Below are 19108 nucleotides of genomic sequence, written 5' to 3' on the forward strand. Positions count from 1 at the left end.
TAAGCGGTTAAGGGTTTCAGGTCAGGCCAAGCCAAACATCAAAACATGCGCCGCAGGCTCAAGCGGTTAAGGGTTTCAAGTCAGGCAAAGCCAAGCATCAACCAAGCGCCGCAGGCAACCTGCCAAACCCCAAAACAAACCAGCCCCGCATCACCCGCGTGGTGGAAACGTCTTGAGCCACCCCAAAACCTCATCCAGCGGCATCGGCTTCGCATAATAAAACCCCTGCGCCTCCGTGCACCCCAAAGCACGCAAGAAGCCCGCTTGTTCGGCGGTTTCAACGCCTTCGGCAATCGTCTCCAGCCCGGTCTTCTGCGCCAACGCCACGATCGTCTCCACAAAAGAGCCACCGCGCCCGTTGGCAATATCAGCCACAAAGCTGCGATCAATTTTCAGACTATCAATCGGCAAAGCCTGCAATTGCCCCAGCGACGAATACCCGGTGCCAAAGTCATCAATCGCCACGCGCACACCCATCTCACGCAGCGTCTTGAGCGCGCTGATCACGCGCCGTGGCTCATCCATGGCCACGCTCTCGGTGATTTCCAACTCCAGCGCATACGGCGGCATACGCTGTGCGCCCAGAATGCCGGCAATGGTTTCGGCCAGTTTGCCGTTGCGGAACTGCGGGATGCTGACGTTGACGGCAATATGCGTGATGCCCGATTCCACCGCCGAAACCGCGCGCCAGGCCTCGCCCGCTTGTTGCAGCACCCATTCGCCAATCTCGACGATCAGGCCGGAATATTCCGCCAGCGGCACAAACACCGAGGGCGGTTGCACAAAACCGCTGCCTTCGCCCGGCCAGCGCAGCAATGCTTCCATGCCGCAGGGGCGGCCGGTGGCCAGCGACAGTTGCGGTTGGTACCAGACCGCCAGCTTGCCCGCGCGAAAGTCATTGCGTAGCGCGCGAATCACGTCCAGCCGCCAGCGTGTGTTGTCTTCCATCTCCGGGGTAAAGCGCACGCTGCTGTCGGTGACGCTTTGCTTGGCGCGATTGAGCGCAATAGTGGCGCGGCGCAGGGCGCTGTAGCCGCTGCCGCCGGCGTCTTCCAGATCGCACAAGCCCAGCGCCATGCCCACCGGCAAAGTGTGTTCGCCCACTTCGAACGGATCTTCCATCACGCTGTAAATGCGTTCCGGCGCCAGTTCGGCTTGCGGGCCAACCAGGCCAAACACATCGGCGCCAATGCGCGAGATATCACAATGCGCGCCAAACGACGCTTCCAGCCGCCGCGCTACCGTCAGCAGCAAGGCATTGCCGACTTCCTGGCCCAGACCGTCGTTGACGTCGGAGAAGTGTTCCAGATCAATCAAGGCCGCGCGTTGGCCATGCACGCGGCGTTCCAGCGCGGCATCAAGGGTGTGCACGAAATGCGCGCGGTTGGATAGATGCGTCAGGCCGTCGTGGTAGGCAGCAAAGTTCAGCCGTTCCAGTTGTTTGATATTGCCGAAGCACGCCGACAGATTGGCGGCAAATACGGCCACCAGTTGCTGATCGCTGGCACTGAGCGGCACGCCGGTGTGGATAAACACCGCGCCTTCCTGGCCCGCGCCGGACAGATACAGCGTGGTGGTATGCGGGCCGAATTGATGGCTACGGCTAAGGATGGCCTGTTCGATGGCCAGGCGGACCGCGCCGTCGTGCAATTCGGTTAGTGGGGCGGCGATCAGTGGGGCCAGGCGGCCGGCGGCGCCGACGATATACAGGCCTTCGTGATCCGGTTCGCCCGAAGGCGCGCCGCGTTGCGCGCAGACTATGCCGTCTACCGGCAGATTGAGCAGCGCGGTCATTTGCGTCAACACGCCTTCGGCAAAGCGGTTCAGCGCCGGTTGTTCCATCAGATCGGCCACGGCGTGCACGATCAATTCAAGACCGCGCCGGTTTTCAGCGATGGCGCGCAATTGTTGATAACTACGCAGCGCGGCAATCATCGCGGTAATCAGGCGGGTGCGGGTCAGCTCGCTCTTGGTGCGATAGTCATTGATGTCGTAATCGGTAAACACATCCAGTTCGGGCGCATAGCCCGGCTGGCCGGTGCGCAGGATGATGCGGCATTCCAGCAGGCCCAGCGTATTGCGGATGTGCTGCACCAGCGTGAGCCCGGCGTCGCCGGTTTCCATCACCACATCGAGCAGGATGACGGCAAAGTCCTGTCGCGTGGCCAGCAGCGCGCGCGCTTCGGCCGCGCTATGGCCATGCACCAGTTCCAGCCTGCGGCCTTGCAGCGTCAGCCCCTCAAGGGCAAAGCGGGTGGCGGCGTGGACTTCTTCGTCGTCGTCGATAATCAGCACCGGCCACGCTGCGGCCGGGTTGACGGCGGGCACGGCATGGCTGTCATCGAGCAGATGCAGCGTGTCGTCGGCAGAGGCGGGGGCTTGATCAGAAGACATGGGTGGAAGCTTCCGTCTGTTGGGGGTGCGGTGCAATGCAGGGCAATTCGATTTCAAAGCGCGCGCCGCCGGACGGCGCACTGGTCAAGGTCAACCTGCCACCCAGCACGCCGTGCACCAGGCTGTACACGATATATAGTCCGAGGCCGCTGCCGCCCTGGCCCAGACGCGTGGTGTAGAAGGGGTCGAATACGCGTTTGCGTAATTGCGGCGGAATGCCGCTGCCGTTGTCTTCAAACACCAGTTCTATGGTTTGCCCGTCGCGTTGGCTGGCGCTGATGCGGATTTCACCCTTGGCCGTCTGGCCAAAGGCATGCGCCAGCGAGTTGGTCACCAGATTGGTCAGGATTTGTTCCAGCGGGCCGGGATAGCTTTCCAGCACCAGCGTTTCGGGCATATCCAGTTCGATGCGATGCGGGGTGTGCTTGAGTTGCGGCCGTAATGTCGAAAGCACTTCTTCCACGGTCTGGCGCAGGTTGAAACTGCGGCGGCGGGTGCTGGCGGTATCGACTGCCACTTGCTTGAAGTTGCTGATCAGCTCGGCCGCGCGTTGCGCATTGCGTTGCACCAGCGCGGCGGCTTCGGTGCAGCTTTGCACAAAACTCACCAGCTCGGATTTGCGCAGCTGGCCGCTGCTGAGTGTGTGATCAAACTCTTCCACCTTTTGCGCCAGCGTCGATGCCACCGTCACCGTATTCCCCAGCGGCGTGTTCAGTTCATGCGCGATGCCCGCGACCAGGCTGCCGAGCGAAGCCAGTTTTTCGGATTGCACCAGCTGCGCCATCGCATGCGTCAGTTCTTCGTTGGCGGTCTGCAGTTCGGCGGTGCGTTCGGCCACGTTTTCTTCAAGGCGGTCGCGCGCTTCGCGCAGCTGGTCTTCGATCTGTTTGCGCGCGGTGATGTCAATGATGACGCCATCGATCTGCCGCGTATGCGCCGCGCCGTGGCTGGCAATGCCGCGCTCGAACACCCAGCACGTGCTGCCACTCAGGCGTTGCAGCCGATATTCGAGTTCGTACAGTTCTTCGCTGATCAAGGCGTGGCGCAGCGTGTGCGCCACCAGGGGGCGGTCGTCGGGATGGATCAGGCTGGCGTAGGTACGTTCGCGATTGCCGATCAGGCTGGCGGCGGTGCAGCCACACAAAGGCTCGATGGCCGGGCTGAGATAGCGCATGGTGCGCGCCTCGTCGATCTCGCAACGGAAGACCGCACCGGGTACCTGGTCGATCAGCGAGCGATAGTGATGTTCGCTTTGCGCCAGTTGCGTATGCGCCTGCGCCAGTTCGCGTTCGCGCCGCGTGCCGCGCTGTAGCAAGCCCAGCAATATCCACCAGCTCAAACCCACGGCCACCGCCAGCACGATGCCCCCCACCCGCAACACCAACGCCAGCAAGCGCGCTTGCGACCATGCCTGGTTGCCGGCGTAATTGGGCATCACATCCCAATACATACGCCAGATGGCGCCATGCAGGCTGTAGGCCTGTTCGATGGTAAACAAGCTGGTGGGCGGGGGCAGGGTGGTGCCCGCCACAAATTCGGCCGCCTGGCCCGAGGTCTGCAGCGCCAGCCGCAGCACCAGGCCCGGCGTGTTGTCGGCGTGCGCCATGCGCAAATCCTGAAAATCCACCAGCGTCAGCAAGACGCCCGGCTGTGCGCGCTGTTGCATCGCCAGCGCCAGATAGGCCGACCAGCCGCCGCGTGGATTGGAGAACAGCGGGCCGATGGTGATCTGGCCAACCGGAGCCGCCGACAATTGTGCAAGCAAGGGCACCAGTGCCGCGATGTGGTTGACGGCCTTGCCCGCCGCCAGATCGCCGCTGCTCTCGGTACTGAAGCGAATGCGATGGTCGGGCGTTACAAAGGCCACCGGCGGCATCAGCACTTCACCCGCCATCGGGGCCAGCGTGCGGGCGGCTTTGGCAAACCGGCTGGCATTGAGCGGGGCCGCGCCGTTAAAGACGGCGGCCATGCCGTACAAGGCGTCCCGATGCACTTCAATCCAGCCTTGCACCGCATCACCCGCACGTTGCGCATCTTGCGCGGCCTGGCTGTGGCGGGTGACTTCGGCGGCATGCTCGATATGCGCCGCTGTCTTCAGGCAAGCCAGCACCACGATCCCGGCAAACAGCGGAATCAACAGGCGTAGCGTGGTGTACCGGCGCAAGTACGGCATGTTAGGGAGGAGATCCTCGCGGGCTGCGTGCGTGTTTTAGCGGGAGGGCGGGGCCGTACTCTGCGGCCGCGCCGGGTTGTTTGCAGGATAGACAATCTGCTCCTGCTGCGGCACTATCGTTGACTTGTCAAAAATTGATCGAGCAATGATTGATGGCCCCTGTCCACGCCCCACCTTCCGGTTTCCGTGCCCGTTTGTTTTCGCTATTGGGTTTATGTTTTGTGCTGATCATGGTGGCGCTGGATCAGACCGTGGTGGGCACCGCCTTGCCCACGGTGGTGGCCGAACTGCATGGCTTTGATTTATATGCCTGGGTCGGGACGTCCTATTTGCTGACGTCGGTGATTACCGTGCCAATTTTCGGGCGTTTGGGCGATGAATATGGCCGCAAACATTTCATCCTGGTCGCCATCGTGCTGTTCACCCTGGCCTCCATGCTGTGCGGTTTATCACAAAGCATGTTGCAACTGGTGCTGGCGCGGGCTTTGCAGGGCATTGGCGGCGGCATGCTGGTGGCCACCACATTTGCCTCGGTGCCGGATCTGTTTCCGGATCCGCACGAGCGTTTACGCTGGCAAGTGTTGTTCAGCAGTTCGTTTGGCCTGGCCAATGCCATCGGCCCGTCGCTGGGCGGGTTTTTGACTGAATACGCAGGTTGGCGTTGGGTGTTTTACGTCAATCTGCCGGTGGGCCTGGTCAGCTTGTGGTTTGTCTGGCGCTATCTGCCGCGCATACGCCATTCCGAGCATCCACCGGGCAAACTGGACTGGCTTGGTGCCGCCTTGCTGGCGCTGGCGTTGGGTAGCGTGCAATTGCTGGTGGAATGGTTGCCGCAGCATCGGGCGCTGGGCCAGTTGCTGACGCCCGGTGTGGTTGCCGTCGTCGCCACGGCGGGCTTGTTGTGGTGGGAAAAACGCTGCCCGCATCCGATACTGCCGCTGGATATGTTCCGCCATGCCAGCCTGGCGCCGCTGTTTGCGCTGTCGCTGGTAATGGGCTTCTGCATGTTCGCGATCATGTATTACGCACCCCTGATGTTCCAGGGCGGCTTTGGCTTGTCGCCCAATCGGGCGGGCTTGCTGATTACGCCGTTTGTGGTCTGCATTACCGTCGGCAGCATCCTGAACGGCCGCATCGTGACCCGCTTGCCGCGGCCCAATCTCATTCTCTACGTCGGCTTTGCGTTTTTTGCGCTGTCAGCCTTTGGCCTGACCCGCACCGTTGCCAGTACCGGCCATGCCTTGTTGGTGGCAACCATGATGAGTGGCGGCATCGGCGTGGGTTTGCTGCTGCCCAATCTGACCATCTTTGCCCAGGAAACCGCGCCGCGTACGCAGCTGGGCATCGCCACCGCCATGCTGCAATCCACCCGCATGATAGGCGGGATGTTGGGCACGGCGCTGATCGGTACCTTTGTTTCACATCACTACGCTGCGGGGGTGGCTGATGCCTTGCAGCACGTGGAGGCGGGGCAGTGGCTGCACGCGTTGCAGGACCCGCAGATCCTGGTTAATCCCGACTCGGCCGCGCAGTTTGTCGCGCAGGCCGGTAGCGCCGCCGCACCCTTGTTGCAAGCTGCACGCCAGGTGCTGGTGGAAGCCATCCATGTGGGCCAGTACGTGGTGTTGGCCATGATGCTGGTGGCGCTGTTTCTGGTGACGCGGGTGCCGGATATCAAACTCAAGCGGCGCACCGTTACCCACGCGGTCAAACCCGCCGTGGCGGAGGCTGCCGAATGATCGAGTCTGAACGTAATCTGCTGCAGCAAATCGGCCCGACCGTGCGTGCCATGTATACCGCGTTTGAAGATGCGGTCGGCCATCCCATGCCACGTTGGCGCGTGCTGCACGCCTTGCACACGCTGGGCGGCGCCACGCAAAAGCAACTGGTGCAACGCTTGCTGATCGACCCCGGTTTGCTCACGCGGCATATGAAGCAGATGGAGGCCGAGGGTTTGATTTCGCGTCATACCGATAGCGACGACAACCGGCTGACGCAAGTGCAACTGACTGAAGTGGGCCTGGCGCTGATCGATGAGGCCTCACCCCGACGCCAGGCCTTCTTTGATGAAGCGCTGGCCGAATTCGACGAGGCCGATCTGGCCAAAGCCACGCAGATTTTGCAGAAGCTGGAAGCGCGCTTTCGCCAGCGCAAGATTTAAGCGCGCGCCGCTTATTCCCGCTCCGGGTCGGGTGGCGGGCCGCTATGCGGGTCTTCGCTCGGCATCTGCGCATGATGTTTCTTGCGCGGGCCGCCCAGCAAACGCACAAAAGCTTTTTCAAAGCCGCCACCGAACACCAGCAATAACAAGGCAAACGCCAGCGCGCAGGCGGCGATGCCGACTTCGCCACCGCCACACGCCAGGCCCATCATCGCGGCCAGCCAGATGGAGGCGGCGGTGGTCAGGCCCTCCACCCGATCGACCTGACGGTGATGGATGATGACGCCCGCGCCGATAAAGCCGATGCCGGTAATCACCCCTTGCATGGCCCGGCTGACGGCATCCGGCCCCGCACCGCTAACGCGTTCGATGGTGAGCGACGCCAGCGCTGAGCCCAGCGCCACCATGGCGTGGGTGCGCAAGCCAGCGGGCTTGCTATGCAACTGGCGGTTCAGGCCCAGCACCGCGCCCAGTACGGTGGCGGCGCCCAGATAAAAAATCGCGGCGGGGAGTGGAACAAAATCGGGTGTAGGCATGGCGGCGGCAGGTTGGAGTAATAAACGATAAACACAGTTTAGGCTCCAGTGAGTCCTGCGCGCGCTAGTTGAGTTCCACCAGACTGAGCACACTGCGCGACTGCAGCCGGAACAACAGTTGCTGCGCGTGCCCCGGCGCACTCGAGGCCTGGTTTTTGACGCTATACAACAGCTGGCTGGCGGCATAGCGCGTATCGATCTGCGCGCCTTCGGCCTGATCGTTAAAACCGCGCGCCAGCACCATCTGCAGCACGCCATCGGGATTGACGCCGGCCCAGTCCAGCTTGAGCGCGTAATCGCCATTGCTGCGATTAAACGCGATCAGCGAACTGAGCCCGCTGGCGCTGTCCTGCATGGCAAAGGCCCGCGCATACGGATAGGGCCGGGCCCAGACGGCGCCCGACCACGCGGGCGCGTAGGGTGCGTCCACCGTCAACTTGCTATCGCGATAGCCAAAGCGCACCGCCTTTAGCCCGTAATACACCGGGTTGGGGGTAATCGCACCGCTCTCGGCATCGCTGCTGAACAACTTGAACGGGCCGCCCGGTTGCAGGCTGTGATAGCAGGCGGCCACCACGCGATTGGACATGCAGGCAATCTGGAAATCCACCGCCGCCAGCCCGGCTGCGCCTTGCCAGGTGGACGGCCAGGTGCCTGCGACTTCGGGATGCGGGCACCAGACCGCGTATTCGGTGACCGCCACCGGGCAGCCCCATAACGCGGCCACCTGCGCAATCTCGCTGACTTTGGCGGGAATCTGGCCACCGCCGCCATCGTAATAACCATGAAACGCCACGCCGTCGGGCCGCAAAGTGCCCAGCTCGCGCAGCAAGGGGCGATCCCAGCGTGCCAACGCCACATTGGCCGAGGCGTCGGCGGGCGACAAGGTGTACGACTGCAGATAAAGCTGCGGGCGAAAGGCGGTGCGGCCGAAATACTCATCGATGGCGCTGCGCAGATAGCGATACAGGCTGGCGTAGCTGGCGGGCGTGTAATTGCCAAGATCGAGTTCGTTGCCCAGTTCCCAGAACAAGATGCGCGAACCCTGGCCGGTTTGATAGACGTATTGCATCAGGCTGAGCACGTCATCGCGGATTTGCTCAGCTTGCCAGCGCTGGCCCGGCGGCCCGACCAGATTGAGGGTGTAAATGGCCTGGCCGTCCACTTGCTGCACAAAATCGAGAAACTCATCCACGCCAAACGCGGGCGTGATTGCGCGGCCGACGTCGGCGGCAAATTGCGGCTGGCGTTGCCATACGGGCTTGCTGGAGTCGCGCCACATAAAACTGTTGGACGGCGTGCCGCCTGGGTAGCGATACGACGCTTGCGGAAACTGGCGTAACGCCGCCACCACGTCTGGATGCACCTGCCCGGCGCCCGCGCTGGCGAGCCAATAACCTTGCTGAAACGGCGCCCACGGCACATTGAAGCCAAAGCAGGCAGCGGGCACGCGATATTGCACCGCCGTGCCGATGGCGGCGTTCAGCACCGGCAGATCGGCATAGGCAGTGCCATCGCCGATTTCGAGTAATTTGGCCGGATACTGGCGTGGCCACCAACCCGCCAGGCTGGGCGGCAGCGCCGCGCCCAGCAAAGCCGCAGGCAGGGTGCGGGTAAGAAAGTGTCTGCGTGTGCGCATGGGCCGGATCCCCGTGGCGGTGGTCCCGACCAGTATGTGACGCAGCGCCGACGCGGCTTACATCGAAAATGCTAGTAAATGGTTGAAGCCGGACGGCTAGGTCAGCGCGGCCAGCGTGGCGCTGGCGCCGTTGAGAGACACCGCCACGGCCTGGCCGACTTGCAGCCCGGCCGCTTCTTGATGGCTGATCAGGGTGGTTACGGTTTCCTGGCCGATGGCCACCACGACGCGGCATTGCACCTCAGCAGGCGCCAGCAGCAACACCCGGCCGGTGAGGCGATAACGACCATACTGGCCCGGCTGCAACAACACCGCTTGCGGCGTGCCACTGTGTACGCTGCCATCCACGTCCAGCTTGATCACGTGTTGGGCCAGGCGGAACACTTCGCCCAGATCGTGGCTTACCAGCACGGTAGTCAAACGCGTTTGCTGCAGCAGTTCGGCGAGGGCGGTTTGCAGTTGCTCGCGTAGCGATGCGTCGAGCGCGGACAAAGGTTCATCCAGCAACAACAAGGTCGGCTCGCTGGCCAGGGCACGCGCCAGGGCCAGACGCTGGCGCTGGCCGCCGGACAATTGATGCGGATAGCGCTGCGCATGCTCCGCCAGACCGGTTAGCGCCAGCCAGTGCTGTACCGATTGCGTGGGCTGCCGTGGCTGCGCATAGGCCAGTTGCCGCGCGGCGCTCATGTGCGGGAACAGGGCAAAATCCTGAAACACATAGCCTACGCGGCGCCGTTCGACCGCGAGGGCGTGCTTGCCGTCATCCCACAGTTGCGCGCCAAAGGCGAGGCGACCCTGTTCGATGCGCTCAAAGCCCGCCAGCGTACGCAACAAGGTGGTTTTGCCTACGCCCGAGGGGCCGTACAGCGCCAGGCACTGCCCGGGCGGTAGCGCGTAATCCAGCGTTACCCGGCGTCCCGCAATGTTGCGGCTGAACTGCAATTGCAGACTCATCGGGCCCGCCTTTGCACCACTTGCAACAGCAACAGCACCACACAAGAAAACGCCACCAGGATGGCGGCGTAGGCATGGGCAGCGGGGTAGTTGAGCGCTTCCATTTCCTGGTACAGCGCAATCGAGGCGACGCGCGTCTGCCCCGGAATGCCGCCACCGATCATCAGCACCACGCCAAACTCGCCCACCGTATGCGCAAACGCAAGAATCGCACCGGCCAGCACGCCATGGCGCGCGGTGGGCAGCCAGACATGCCACAGCACGCTGACGCGACTTTTGCCCAGCGTGCGCGCGGCATCGAGGATATTGCGTGGGGTTTGCCGCAGCGCGGCCAGCAAGGGCTGCACCATAAACGGCAAGCTGAACAATACCGAGCCGAGCACCAGCCCGCTAAAGCTGAAGGCAATCTGGATTTTGAAGGTATTAGCCAGCCACAAACCAGGGCCGTGAGTGGGGCTGAAGGTCAGCAACAGATAAAAGCCGAGCGCCGTAGGCGGTAGCACCAGCGGCAAATTGATCAGGATTTCGACCAGACTGCGCGCGCGTCCGGCGCGGCTGGCCAGCCACGCGCACAGCGGCACGCCCAGCACCAGCAATACCGCGGTGGTGACGCTGGCCAGGCGCAAGGTCAGCCACAGCGGTTGTAGATCAATGCCAGTCAGCACGCCACGCCCATCTCATTGGCTTTGACCAGCCATTCAATGGCAACGCCGGCTTGCAGGCCCAGGCGTTCGACCGAGCCGGTGGTGACCACGGCGTGGATGGTCTGGTCGCCAAACGGAATGGCCACGCGGCTAAGCAAACGGCCGGGTTCGATGCTGGCGATCACGCCCGGCACGCGATTACGCAGGCTGATTTCACCGTGCAGATTTCGCGCGACGGCGACTTCGGTTTCTTTGAATTTCAGCGTGATGGCTGCGCCGGTCTGCAAGGGCGGGGCATCGCCCACCAGCATGGCAAAGAACGCATGGCCATGGGCGCTGGCGCTGATCAAGCAGACGCCGGGGTCGGTTTGCAGATCGGTCAACGTCGCGGCAATGCGGTTCACGCGGGCACCCTGTGGGGTTGGAAGCGGTTCGGGCTACACCGGCGCAATCACCAACCGGCGCATGCAAAAAACCAGGCCCTGCCACGCCTGGCCACATGGGTGGCGCGGGCGCGTGCAGGGCACGCAATCAACGGCGACGCTGACCGCCAGGACGCTGACCGTTGTTCATCGGGGCCGAACCCGGAGCACGTTCGTCTTTGTGACGGAAGCTCACGCGGCCTTTGGTCAGATCGTACGGCGACATTTCTACGGTAACGCGATCACCCGCCAGTACGCGGATGCGGTTTTTCTGCATCTTGCCCGATGCATAGGCGGTGATTTCCACACCGTTATTCAGAACCACTTTAAAACGCGATTCCGGAAACACTTCAGCTACTACGCCTTCCATTTCGATCAGATCTTCTTTTGCCATTACAACTCCAGGTTAGGTTTTTACGGGCCAGCGCGGCAACGCTGTTTAACGTCGGCGCTGGCTTGCAACCGGGCGAAACCTTGAGTCTCGGCCGATTCAGGTGTCAGTGGTATGCGTGTGCAGCGGACCCGGCAGGCCGCGCGAAGACTGTCGCTGCGGCGAAAAGTGCCATGAATCCGGACGTTAAGACTCGAAATTATACACAACACTGCCCTTTAACGGGCTGTGTCGGTGCATGTGGTATCAGGGCCGGGGCCGCATTGAACCACGCCAGGGCCATGCCGCGCGTCAATTACAGGACGAACGGCCGCGCAGGCCGGCGCGGTGCCGGGCAATCAGACCGCGTTCTCATGCGCTTGCAGCACAAACCGCGCGCCGTTGTCACGGCCCAGATGGCGCACCAGATAGGGCATCACCTCGGCCAGGGTGTCTTTGAGGTTGTAGGGCGGATTAAGGATAAACATGCCGCTGCCATGCATGCCAAAGCCATCGGCCGAGGGTGTTTGCACCGTCAGCGTGGCTTCCAGCCATCCTTTGGCAGGCAATTTTTTGAGCTGATCAGCCAGGCCCTGGCTTTCAGCGCGTTGCAATAACGGATACCACACCGCATAGGTGCCGGTGGCAAAGCGCTTCAGGCCTTCGCGCAGGCCATCCACCACGCGCTTGTAATCGCCTTTGTCTTCGTAGGGCGGGTCGATCAGCACCAGCGCGCGGCGCGGTGGCGGCGGCAACACGGCTTTAAGGCCGGCAAAGCCATCGCCCTGATCGATCTGCACGGCGCGCCGCCACGGTTGCATGGCCTGTTGCAATAGCGGGCCATCGCTGCTGTGCAGTTCGTACAAGCGCGCATGGTCTTGCGGCCGTAGCACGCGCATCGCGCAGGCGGGCGACCCCGGGTACAGCGTCAGCTTGCCATCGGGATTAAAGCTTTTGACCTGTTCGAGATAATCGGCCAGTGCCGGCGGCAGATCGCTGCGATCCCATAAGCGGCCGACCCCATCGGCAAATTCGGCCAGTCGCGTGGCATAGCCTTCGACCAGCGAATACATGCCAGCCCCGGCATGGGTATCCACATACCAATAGGCTTTGTCTTTCTGGTTGAGATAACGCAGCAGCGCAATCTGCACCGTGTGTTTGAGAACATCGGCGTGATTGCCGGCATGGAAGGCGTGGCGGTAGCTGAGCATGGTCGTAGGCGCAAAGAAACGCCGCCATTGTACGCGCCGGGCGGCCAGTCTCCTACCGCGCAACCCAGGCGCCTGCCTGGGTTGCGGGCGGCTTACGCGAGACTATGATTCAGAGCGTCCTCATCCGTCCGGGTGGGGCATTTCCATTTGTTGAAGATTGTGGTGACCATTTCAATGGCAGGCACGCGGCGAGGGGGCTGGATGCCGGATTCCCGCACCGCGCGTGCGTCTTTTACCCTGGTGTTTGGTCTGACGCTGCTGGCTTATGTGGCGCTGGGCATACTGGCACGCACGCTGGAAACCCGTCCCGGGCACTTGTCAGATATCTGGTGGGCCGACGCGCTGGCCACCGCCGTGGCCTTGCGGCTGCCGCTGCGCCGTGCGTGGCAAGCGCTGGCCGCCGCGTTTTGTGGGGCCACCGTGGTGGCTTTGCTGTATGCGTCTTCGCCGCTCGTGGGTGCGGTGTATGTGGGTGCCAGCGTGGTCGGTATTGCGCTGCCGGTGGCCTTGCTGCATTTCATGGTCGAAGACGCGGTTTATGTGCACGAGGTGAAGCGCTTTATCCAGACGCTGGGCACGGTCATGCTAGCGGGAGCTTTGCCCAGTGCGCTGATCGGTGCGGTGTGTTTTGCACTGGTGCGCGGCGATGATTTCGAGAGCGCGCTGCGGCACTGGTTTCTAAGCCGCTCAATAGGCATGTTGGGCGTGTTGCCGCTGGTGATGGCATCTGATCTACGCAGCCTGCTGACGCCGCGACTATGGCGCTTTAACCCGTCGCTCGGCCTGTTTCTGCTGGTTTCGCTCAGCGCAACGGCGCTGGCGCTGCAGTATTACGCCTATCCGTTTATTGTGATTTCCTTGCCGCTGACGCTGGCGGCGTTTCAGCTGGATCTGGCCGGGGTAGGCCTGCTTGGCCTGGCCAACACCATCTTGATGTCGACACTATCGGCGCGCTCGACCCACGCCGCGTGGGCGCAAGCGGGTGGGGGAGACCCGCAGATCCTGTCGCTCTCGATCGGGTTGGCGCTGGTGCCGCCGTTGTTGATCAGCGTGCTGGTATTTCAGCGCAATCACAAAGAACGCCAATATCGCGAAAGTGCCGAGCGCTTTGAAAACACCATGCGCTTTAGCGTGATCGGCATCGGCCTGGTCACGCGCCAGGGCCATATTCTGCAAGCCAATCAATCGTTGCAATCGATGCTGGGCTATACCGGCGCGCCGCCGGTGCATTTATCGATCTGGCAAATGGTGCATCACGAATCGCGGCTGGCTTTGCTGGAACTGGTCGAACAAGTCGCCAGCGGCCAGTTGCGCGGTGCCTCGCGCGAGCTGCAATACGAGCGCGGCGATGGGGTCACCGCCTGGGCCAACTGGGTGCTGTCGGCGGTGCATGACGAGCATGGCGTGTTCAGTCATTTCATCGTGCAGACCATCGATATCGACAGCCGCAAACGTGTAGAGCTGGCGCTGGAAGACAGCGAGCGGCGCTGGAAATTTGCCTTGGAGAGCAGCGGCCAGGGCGTGGTGGATTGGGACATGCTGAGCGACCGGCTCTATTTTTCGCCGGCCTGGCGCAATATGCTCGGCTACGGCTATGACGATCTGGCCGAAACCGAGGTCAGCTGGCGCAGTTGCATCCATGCGGATGATCTGCCGATCGTGATGGCCGAAATGATCGCGCATCAGCATGGCGTAACGCCGGAACTGGTCAGCGAGCATCGCTTGCGCTGCAAGGACCACAGCTACAAATGGGTGAGCCTGCGCGGCAAGGTTATTCTGCGTGGCCCCGGCGGGCAGCCGTGGCGGATGATCCTGACTTATATCGATGTAACCCACTCGCACGAATCGCGCCTTGCCTTGCAACGCAGCGAAGCCATGCTGGCGCAAAGCTCCAAGCTGGCACGGCTGGGGGCGTGGGAAGTGGATCTGGCCAACAAGCAAGTGACGTGGTCAGAAGGCATGTTTTTGATTTTTGATATGCAGCCGGGCCGGGTGCCCGATGTCACCGAAAGCCTGGCGCTGTTTGCCGCCAGTTCGCGCGGCGAGATGGAAACCGCGCTGGCACAAGCCATCCAGACCGGTCGCGGCTGGAATATGGAAGTCGAAGTGGTCACTGCCCTCGGCCGCAGCGTGTGGATTCGTTCGCTGGGCCAGGCCGATATGGTGGATGGCAAGGCGGTGCGCTTGTGGGGGGTGATTCAGGACATCAGCGAAAGCAAAGCCATCGATTTGCTTAAAGGCCAGTTTGTGGCCACGGTGAGCCATGAACTGCGCACGCCGTTGACGTCGCTGCGTGGTGCATTGCGTCTGCTGCAAAACCTCGGCAAAGCCTCGCTGGCGCCGCCCTTGCAGGAAATGCTGACCGTGGCCGACCGCAACTGCGATCGGCTGATCATGCTGGTCAATGACATCCTCGATTTTGAAAAGCTCAACGCGGGCAAGCTGGAACTGAATATCGAATGCGTCGACATCGCCATGCTGGTGCGCCAGGCGGTCGAAACCAATCAGATGTATGCCACGCAGTTCAATGTGAGCTTTGACGTCGATCTACCCGCCGCGCCCATCTACGCCAGCGCCGACCCGGCGCGGCTGACCCAGGTGATGGCCAATCTGTTATCCAATGCGGCCAAGTTTTCGGCCACAGGCACTGAAGTGCAGGTGCGGATGCAGCCCGATGTGTTGCCTGATCAGAGCGAGCCCGGCTGGCGCATTTGCGTGACCGATCAGGGCGCGGGCATACCGGAAGCGTTCCGCCATCGCATCTTCCAGCCGTTCTCGCAGGCCGATAGCTCGGATCAGCGACAAAAAGGCGGCACCGGGCTGGGCCTGGCGATTTCGCACAGCCTGGTGGCCGGCATGGGGGGCGAAATCGGCTTTGACAGCCCGCCCGGCGCCGGCGCCACCTTCTTTGTGCGGCTGGCCCCATGCCGGCGCGCCGCCACCGTCGTTTAAGCAGCGACGCGGCGGGCTGCTATCATGCTGGTTTTCCCTGACCTGCGCGCCCGTTATGGATCATCCTGCATACCTCGATCTCGCCCCGATTCCCCGCGTTAATGGCACCGTGACGCTGCCCGGTTCCAAAAGCATTTCCAATCGCATCCTGTTGCTGGCCGCACTGGCGCAAGGCCGCACCGAAATCAAAGGCCTGCTGGCCAGCGACGATATCGAACGCATGCTCGAAGCGCTGAGCGCGCTGGGCGTGGCGGTAACGCAAACCCCGGGCACGCGTGACTTTGTAGTCGATGGCGTGGCCGGCGTGTTTCCGGTTAAACAGGCCGATCTGTTCCTCGGCAATGCCGGCACCGCCTTCCGCCCACTGACTGCCGCGCTGGCACTGGCGGGGGGCAGCTACACCTTGTCGGGCGTGCCGCGCATGCACGAGCGCCCGATAGGCGATCTGGTCGATGCGCTGCGGGTGGTGGGCGCCGACATCACTTATCTGGGCAACGCAGGCTTTCCGCCGCTGCAACTGCAACCGGCCAGCATTTCGGCGGGTCGGCGCATCCCGGTCAAGGGCAATGTGTCCAGCCAGTTTCTGACCGCCTTGCTGATGGCGCTGCCGCTGACCGGCGAAGACGTCACGCTGGAGGTAGTGGGCGAGCTGATCTCCAAACCCTATATCGAAATTACGCTCAACCTGATGGCGCGCTTTGGCGTCAAGGTGGAGCGCCGCGACTGGACGGAATTTTTTATTCCGGGCGGCCAGGTGTACCAAAGTCCGGGTGTGGTGCATGTGGAAGGCGATGCCTCCAGCGCCTCGTATTTTCTGGCGGCGGGTGCCATCGGTGGCGGCGTGGTGCGCGTGGAAGGCGTGGGCAGCGAGAGCATTCAGGGCGACAAGCGCTTTGCAGAAGTGCTGGAACTGATGGGCGCGCAAATCAGCTGGGGCGCCAACCATATCGAAGCGGCCCCGGCCCCCGGCGGCAAGCTGAAGGCGCTGGATATTGATCTTAACCACATTCCGGACGCGGCCATGACCATCGCCGTGGCGGCCTTGTTTGCCGAGGGCAGCACCGTTATCCGCAATATCGAAAGCTGGCGCGTCAAGGAAACCGACCGCCTGGCCGCCATGGCCACCGAACTGCGCAAGATCGGCGCTGCGGTGGAAGAGGGCCAGGACTATATCCGCATCACGCCGCCCGCGATGTTTATCCCCAATGCCGAAATTGATACCTACGACGACCACCGCATGGCGATGTGCTTTTCGCTGGTGGCACTGGGCGGCGTGCCGGTGCGCATCAACGATCCGGGCTGCACGGCCAAAACTTTCCCGACTTACTTTGATGTGCTGGCGTCGATCACTACCGCCGGGCTGTGAGCTGGGGTGGGTCGCGGCGTCCGCGTCTTGACCCGCCCACCAAAGCCAGCGAATTCAGCGTTATGTTTGCGTTGCTCTCCGTGGCTTTGCGCGGTGGTTCGTGACCCACTTTATGCGATGGCCGGGCTGCCGAATGCCCCCATCTTGAAAGCGGTTTTTGTGTCCCCATTTCGTTGCCAGCGCACTTCTAGCAACAAGGAGCTTTGATTTATGAGTAAAGAAACGCTGGGCTTTCAGGCCGAAGTAAAACAACTGCTGCAATTGATGATTCATTCCTTGTATTCCAACAAGGAAATCTTTTTGCGCGAGCTGATTTCGAATGCGTCCGATGCATGCGATAAATTGCGCTTTGAGGCCATCCACAATGGCGATCTGTATGAAGGCGACGGTGAACTCAATATCAAACTGGCCTTCGACAAAGAAGCGCGCACCATTACGCTGAGCGATAACGGCATCGGCATGAGCCGCGACGAAGTCATCGCCAATATCGGCACCATTGCGCGTTCGGGCACCAAAGAATTCTTCAGCAAGCTGACCGGCGATGCGCAAAAAGACAGCCATCTGATTGGCCAGTTTGGCGTGGGTTTTTATTCGGCGTTTATCGTTGCCGATAAAGTCAGCCTGACTACCCGCCGCGCCGGTCTGGCGGCGGATCAGGCAGTACGTTGGGAAAGCGGTGGCGAAGGCGACTTTACGCTGGAAGAAGTCAGCAAAGCGTCGCGCGGTACGGAGATCGTGCTGCATCTGAAAGAAGGCGAGGACGAGTTCCTTGATGACTGGCGTTTGCGCGGCATTATCCGCAAGTACTCCGACCACATCAGCCTGCCCATCCTGATGGCCAAACAGCCGACCTATGACAATGACGGCAACGTGGTGCCGGGCGAAGGGCTGGAAGCGGTCAACCAGGCCAATGCCTTGTGGACCCGCAACAAAGCGGAAATCACCGACGAGCAATACAAAGAATTCTACAAACACGTGGCGCATGACTTTGATGAGCCCCTGGCATGGAGCCATGCGCGCATTGAAGGCCGCCAGGAATACACCGAATTACTGTTTATTCCCAAACGCGCCCCGTTTGATCTGTATGAGCGCGAACGCCGTCACGGCATCAAGCTGTATGTCAAACGCGTCTTTATTATGGAAGACGCTGAAAAGCTGATGCCGCAATACCTGCGCTTTGTGCGTGGCGTGATTGATTCGGCCGATTTGCCGCTGAATGTTTCGCGTGAAATCCTGCAAGCCAGCCGCGAAGTGGAAACCATCAAATCCGGTTGCGTCAAAAAAGTATTGGGCGTGCTGGAGGATCTGGCCGAAAACAAGCCGGAAGATTACGCGCTGTTCTGGGAGCAATTTGGCAAGGTACTGAAAGAAGGCACCGGCGAAGATTTTGCCAATAAAGAGCGCATTGCCAAATTGCTGCGCTTTGCCTCGACGCTGGCCGATACGCCGGAACAAACCGTGTCGCTGGCCGATTACGTGGGCCGCATGAAGGAAGGCCAGGACAAGATTTATTACATTACCGGCGACAGCTTTGCCGCCGCGCAGCACAGCCCGCATCTTGAAATCTTCCGCAAAAAGGGCATCGAAGTATTGTTGCTGTCGGATCGCGTGGATGAGTGGCTGGCATCCAGCCTGACCGAATTCGATGGCAAGCAACTGCAATCGGTCGCCAAGGGCGAGCTGGATCTGAGCGCGTTTGAAGACGAAGCCGAAAAGCAGCAGCAAGAAGCGGCGGCGGCGGAACTGGCCGATGTGATCGAGAAGTTCAAGACCACGCTGGGCGACAAGGTGAAAGACGTGCGTGTCACGCATCGCCTGACTGATAGCCCGGCTTGCCTGGTGGTGGACAACTTCGACATGAGCGCCAACCTGGAGCGTTTGCTGAAACAAGCAGGCCAGGACGTCAAAGCCACGCGCCCGATTCTGGAAGTGAACCCGGAACATGCGCTGGTTAAAAAGCTGAAAGCGCAACTGAACGGCGAGCGCTTTGAAGACTGGACCCACTTGCTGTACGACCAGGCTGTACTGGCCGAAGGCGCACAGCTGGATGATCCGGCCGGCTTTGTGAAGCGTTTGAATGGGCTGATGGCGCAGATGTAATTGCGCTGGCGGTTAAGCAAAACGGCGATTCGCGGATCGCCGTTTTTTATGTTGGGCTGCGCCAATGGTGTTTGCGCGTATCGGGTGGCATCGGCGCCCCGGCTATGTCCCATCATCAGAACCATCTGGGTGGGACGCCCCTTTTTGCTTCTTTTTTATCGGCTTTGGTCGGTGGGTCCAGACCCA

Annotated in this window: 14 protein-coding genes; 5 read left to right on the forward strand and 9 right to left on the reverse strand. The window is 61.6% G+C overall.

Features of this window, described 5'->3' with window-relative positions; all coding sequences use genetic code 11:
• Positions 1-150 precede the first annotated feature (150 nt).
• The gene (locus ACYQ1A_RS21300) at positions 151-2394 is read right to left on the reverse strand and encodes a putative bifunctional diguanylate cyclase/phosphodiesterase (RefSeq protein ID WP_499365746.1); all 2244 of its coding nucleotides are present in this window, start codon (positions 2392-2394) and stop codon (positions 151-153) included.
• Positions 2384-4567, reverse strand: a complete 2184-nt coding sequence (locus ACYQ1A_RS21305) for a PAS domain-containing sensor histidine kinase (protein WP_499365747.1) — start codon at positions 4565-4567, stop codon at positions 2384-2386. Before ACYQ1A_RS21305 ends, ACYQ1A_RS21300 begins: the two co-directional genes overlap by 11 nt.
• Before the next feature lie 152 nt (positions 4568-4719).
• Between ACYQ1A_RS21305 and ACYQ1A_RS21310 the strand changes: the two genes are divergently transcribed.
• Together ACYQ1A_RS21310 and ACYQ1A_RS21315 are read left to right on the forward strand one after the other, a co-directional pair.
• Positions 4720-6306, forward strand: coding sequence for an MDR family MFS transporter (locus tag ACYQ1A_RS21310; protein WP_499365748.1), 1587 nt, complete (start codon positions 4720-4722; stop codon positions 6304-6306).
• The gene (locus ACYQ1A_RS21315; RefSeq protein WP_062223493.1) at positions 6303-6728 is read left to right on the forward strand and encodes a MarR family winged helix-turn-helix transcriptional regulator; all 426 of its coding nucleotides are present in this window, start codon (positions 6303-6305) and stop codon (positions 6726-6728) included. The genes ACYQ1A_RS21310 and ACYQ1A_RS21315 overlap by 4 nt, the downstream gene beginning before the upstream one ends.
• 11 nt (positions 6729-6739) lie before the next feature.
• Here ACYQ1A_RS21315 and ACYQ1A_RS21320 read toward each other — a convergent pair whose 3' ends face one another.
• The 7 genes from ACYQ1A_RS21320 to ACYQ1A_RS21350 all read right to left on the reverse strand — a co-directional run bounded on the left by ACYQ1A_RS21320 (position 6740) and on the right by ACYQ1A_RS21350 (position 12504).
• Positions 6740-7264, reverse strand: coding sequence for an MgtC/SapB family protein (locus ACYQ1A_RS21320; RefSeq protein WP_499365749.1), 525 nt, complete (start codon positions 7262-7264; stop codon positions 6740-6742).
• A 64-nt stretch (positions 7265-7328) separates the two neighbouring features.
• Entirely contained in the window at positions 7329-8903 is a 1575-nt protein-coding gene (locus ACYQ1A_RS21325) for a hypothetical protein (RefSeq protein WP_499365750.1), read from the reverse strand.
• Between the two features lie 96 nt (positions 8904-8999).
• Positions 9000-9857: an ABC transporter ATP-binding protein gene (locus tag ACYQ1A_RS21330; RefSeq protein WP_062223502.1), complete on the reverse strand. Its 858-nt coding sequence runs from the start codon at positions 9855-9857 to the stop codon at positions 9000-9002.
• Positions 9854-10522 carry a molybdate ABC transporter permease subunit gene (gene modB, locus ACYQ1A_RS21335; protein ID WP_499365751.1) on the reverse strand — a complete coding sequence of 223 codons (669 nt, stop codon included), beginning with the start codon at positions 10520-10522 and terminating at the stop codon, positions 9854-9856. The genes ACYQ1A_RS21330 and modB overlap by 4 nt, the downstream gene beginning before the upstream one ends.
• A complete protein-coding gene (locus ACYQ1A_RS21340) occupies positions 10516-10905 on the reverse strand; it encodes a TOBE domain-containing protein (RefSeq protein ID WP_062224982.1) in 390 nt (129 codons plus the stop codon). Before ACYQ1A_RS21340 ends, modB begins: the two co-directional genes overlap by 7 nt.
• Before the next feature lie 127 nt (positions 10906-11032).
• Complete coding sequence (gene infA / locus ACYQ1A_RS21345; protein ID WP_053937913.1) at positions 11033-11317, reverse strand: translation initiation factor IF-1; 285 nt, start codon at positions 11315-11317, stop codon at positions 11033-11035.
• A 335-nt stretch (positions 11318-11652) separates the two neighbouring features.
• A complete protein-coding gene (locus ACYQ1A_RS21350; protein WP_499365752.1) occupies positions 11653-12504 on the reverse strand; it encodes a 23S rRNA (adenine(2030)-N(6))-methyltransferase RlmJ in 852 nt (283 codons plus the stop codon).
• 201 nt (positions 12505-12705) lie between these two features.
• Between ACYQ1A_RS21350 and ACYQ1A_RS21355 the strand changes: the two genes are divergently transcribed.
• From ACYQ1A_RS21355 to htpG, 3 genes are all read left to right on the forward strand, one after another.
• Positions 12706-15456 (forward strand): PAS domain-containing protein, encoded by a 2751-nt coding sequence (locus tag ACYQ1A_RS21355; protein WP_499365753.1) that lies wholly within the window; start codon positions 12706-12708, stop codon positions 15454-15456.
• A 55-nt stretch (positions 15457-15511) separates the two neighbouring features.
• Positions 15512-16822, forward strand: coding sequence for a 3-phosphoshikimate 1-carboxyvinyltransferase (aroA, locus tag ACYQ1A_RS21360; protein ID WP_499365754.1), 1311 nt, complete (start codon positions 15512-15514; stop codon positions 16820-16822).
• Between the two features lie 210 nt (positions 16823-17032).
• Positions 17033-18922, forward strand: a complete 1890-nt coding sequence (gene htpG, locus ACYQ1A_RS21365; protein ID WP_499365755.1) for a molecular chaperone HtpG — start codon at positions 17033-17035, stop codon at positions 18920-18922.
• Positions 18923-19108: the final 186 nt, after the last annotated feature.

It is taken from the genome of Silvimonas sp. JCM 19000, assembly GCF_054652575.1.

What these genes read in the sequence shown, in the direction of transcription:
- infA (WP_053937913.1), bottom strand. Translation starts at nt 11,317, where the DNA reads ATGGCAAAAGAAGATCTGATCGAAATGGAAGGCGTAGTAGCTGAAGTG.
- ACYQ1A_RS21355 (WP_499365753.1), top strand. Translation starts at nt 12,706, where the DNA reads ATGCCGGATTCCCGCACCGCGCGTGCGTCTTTTACCCTGGTGTTTGGT.
- ACYQ1A_RS21330 (WP_062223502.1), bottom strand. Translation starts at nt 9,857, where the DNA reads ATGAGTCTGCAATTGCAGTTCAGCCGCAACATTGCGGGACGCCGGGTA.
- ACYQ1A_RS21315 (WP_062223493.1), top strand. Translation starts at nt 6,303, where the DNA reads ATGATCGAGTCTGAACGTAATCTGCTGCAGCAAATCGGCCCGACCGTG.
- ACYQ1A_RS21300 (WP_499365746.1), bottom strand. Translation starts at nt 2,394, where the DNA reads ATGTCTTCTGATCAAGCCCCCGCCTCTGCCGACGACACGCTGCATCTG.
- ACYQ1A_RS21310 (WP_499365748.1), top strand. Translation starts at nt 4,720, where the DNA reads ATGGCCCCTGTCCACGCCCCACCTTCCGGTTTCCGTGCCCGTTTGTTT.
- ACYQ1A_RS21305 (WP_499365747.1), bottom strand. Translation starts at nt 4,567, where the DNA reads ATGCCGTACTTGCGCCGGTACACCACGCTACGCCTGTTGATTCCGCTG.
- aroA (WP_499365754.1), top strand. Translation starts at nt 15,512, where the DNA reads ATGGATCATCCTGCATACCTCGATCTCGCCCCGATTCCCCGCGTTAAT.
- ACYQ1A_RS21320 (WP_499365749.1), bottom strand. Translation starts at nt 7,264, where the DNA reads ATGCCTACACCCGATTTTGTTCCACTCCCCGCCGCGATTTTTTATCTG.
- ACYQ1A_RS21350 (WP_499365752.1), bottom strand. Translation starts at nt 12,504, where the DNA reads ATGCTCAGCTACCGCCACGCCTTCCATGCCGGCAATCACGCCGATGTT.
- htpG (WP_499365755.1), top strand. Translation starts at nt 17,033, where the DNA reads ATGAGTAAAGAAACGCTGGGCTTTCAGGCCGAAGTAAAACAACTGCTG.
- ACYQ1A_RS21325 (WP_499365750.1), bottom strand. Translation starts at nt 8,903, where the DNA reads ATGCGCACACGCAGACACTTTCTTACCCGCACCCTGCCTGCGGCTTTG.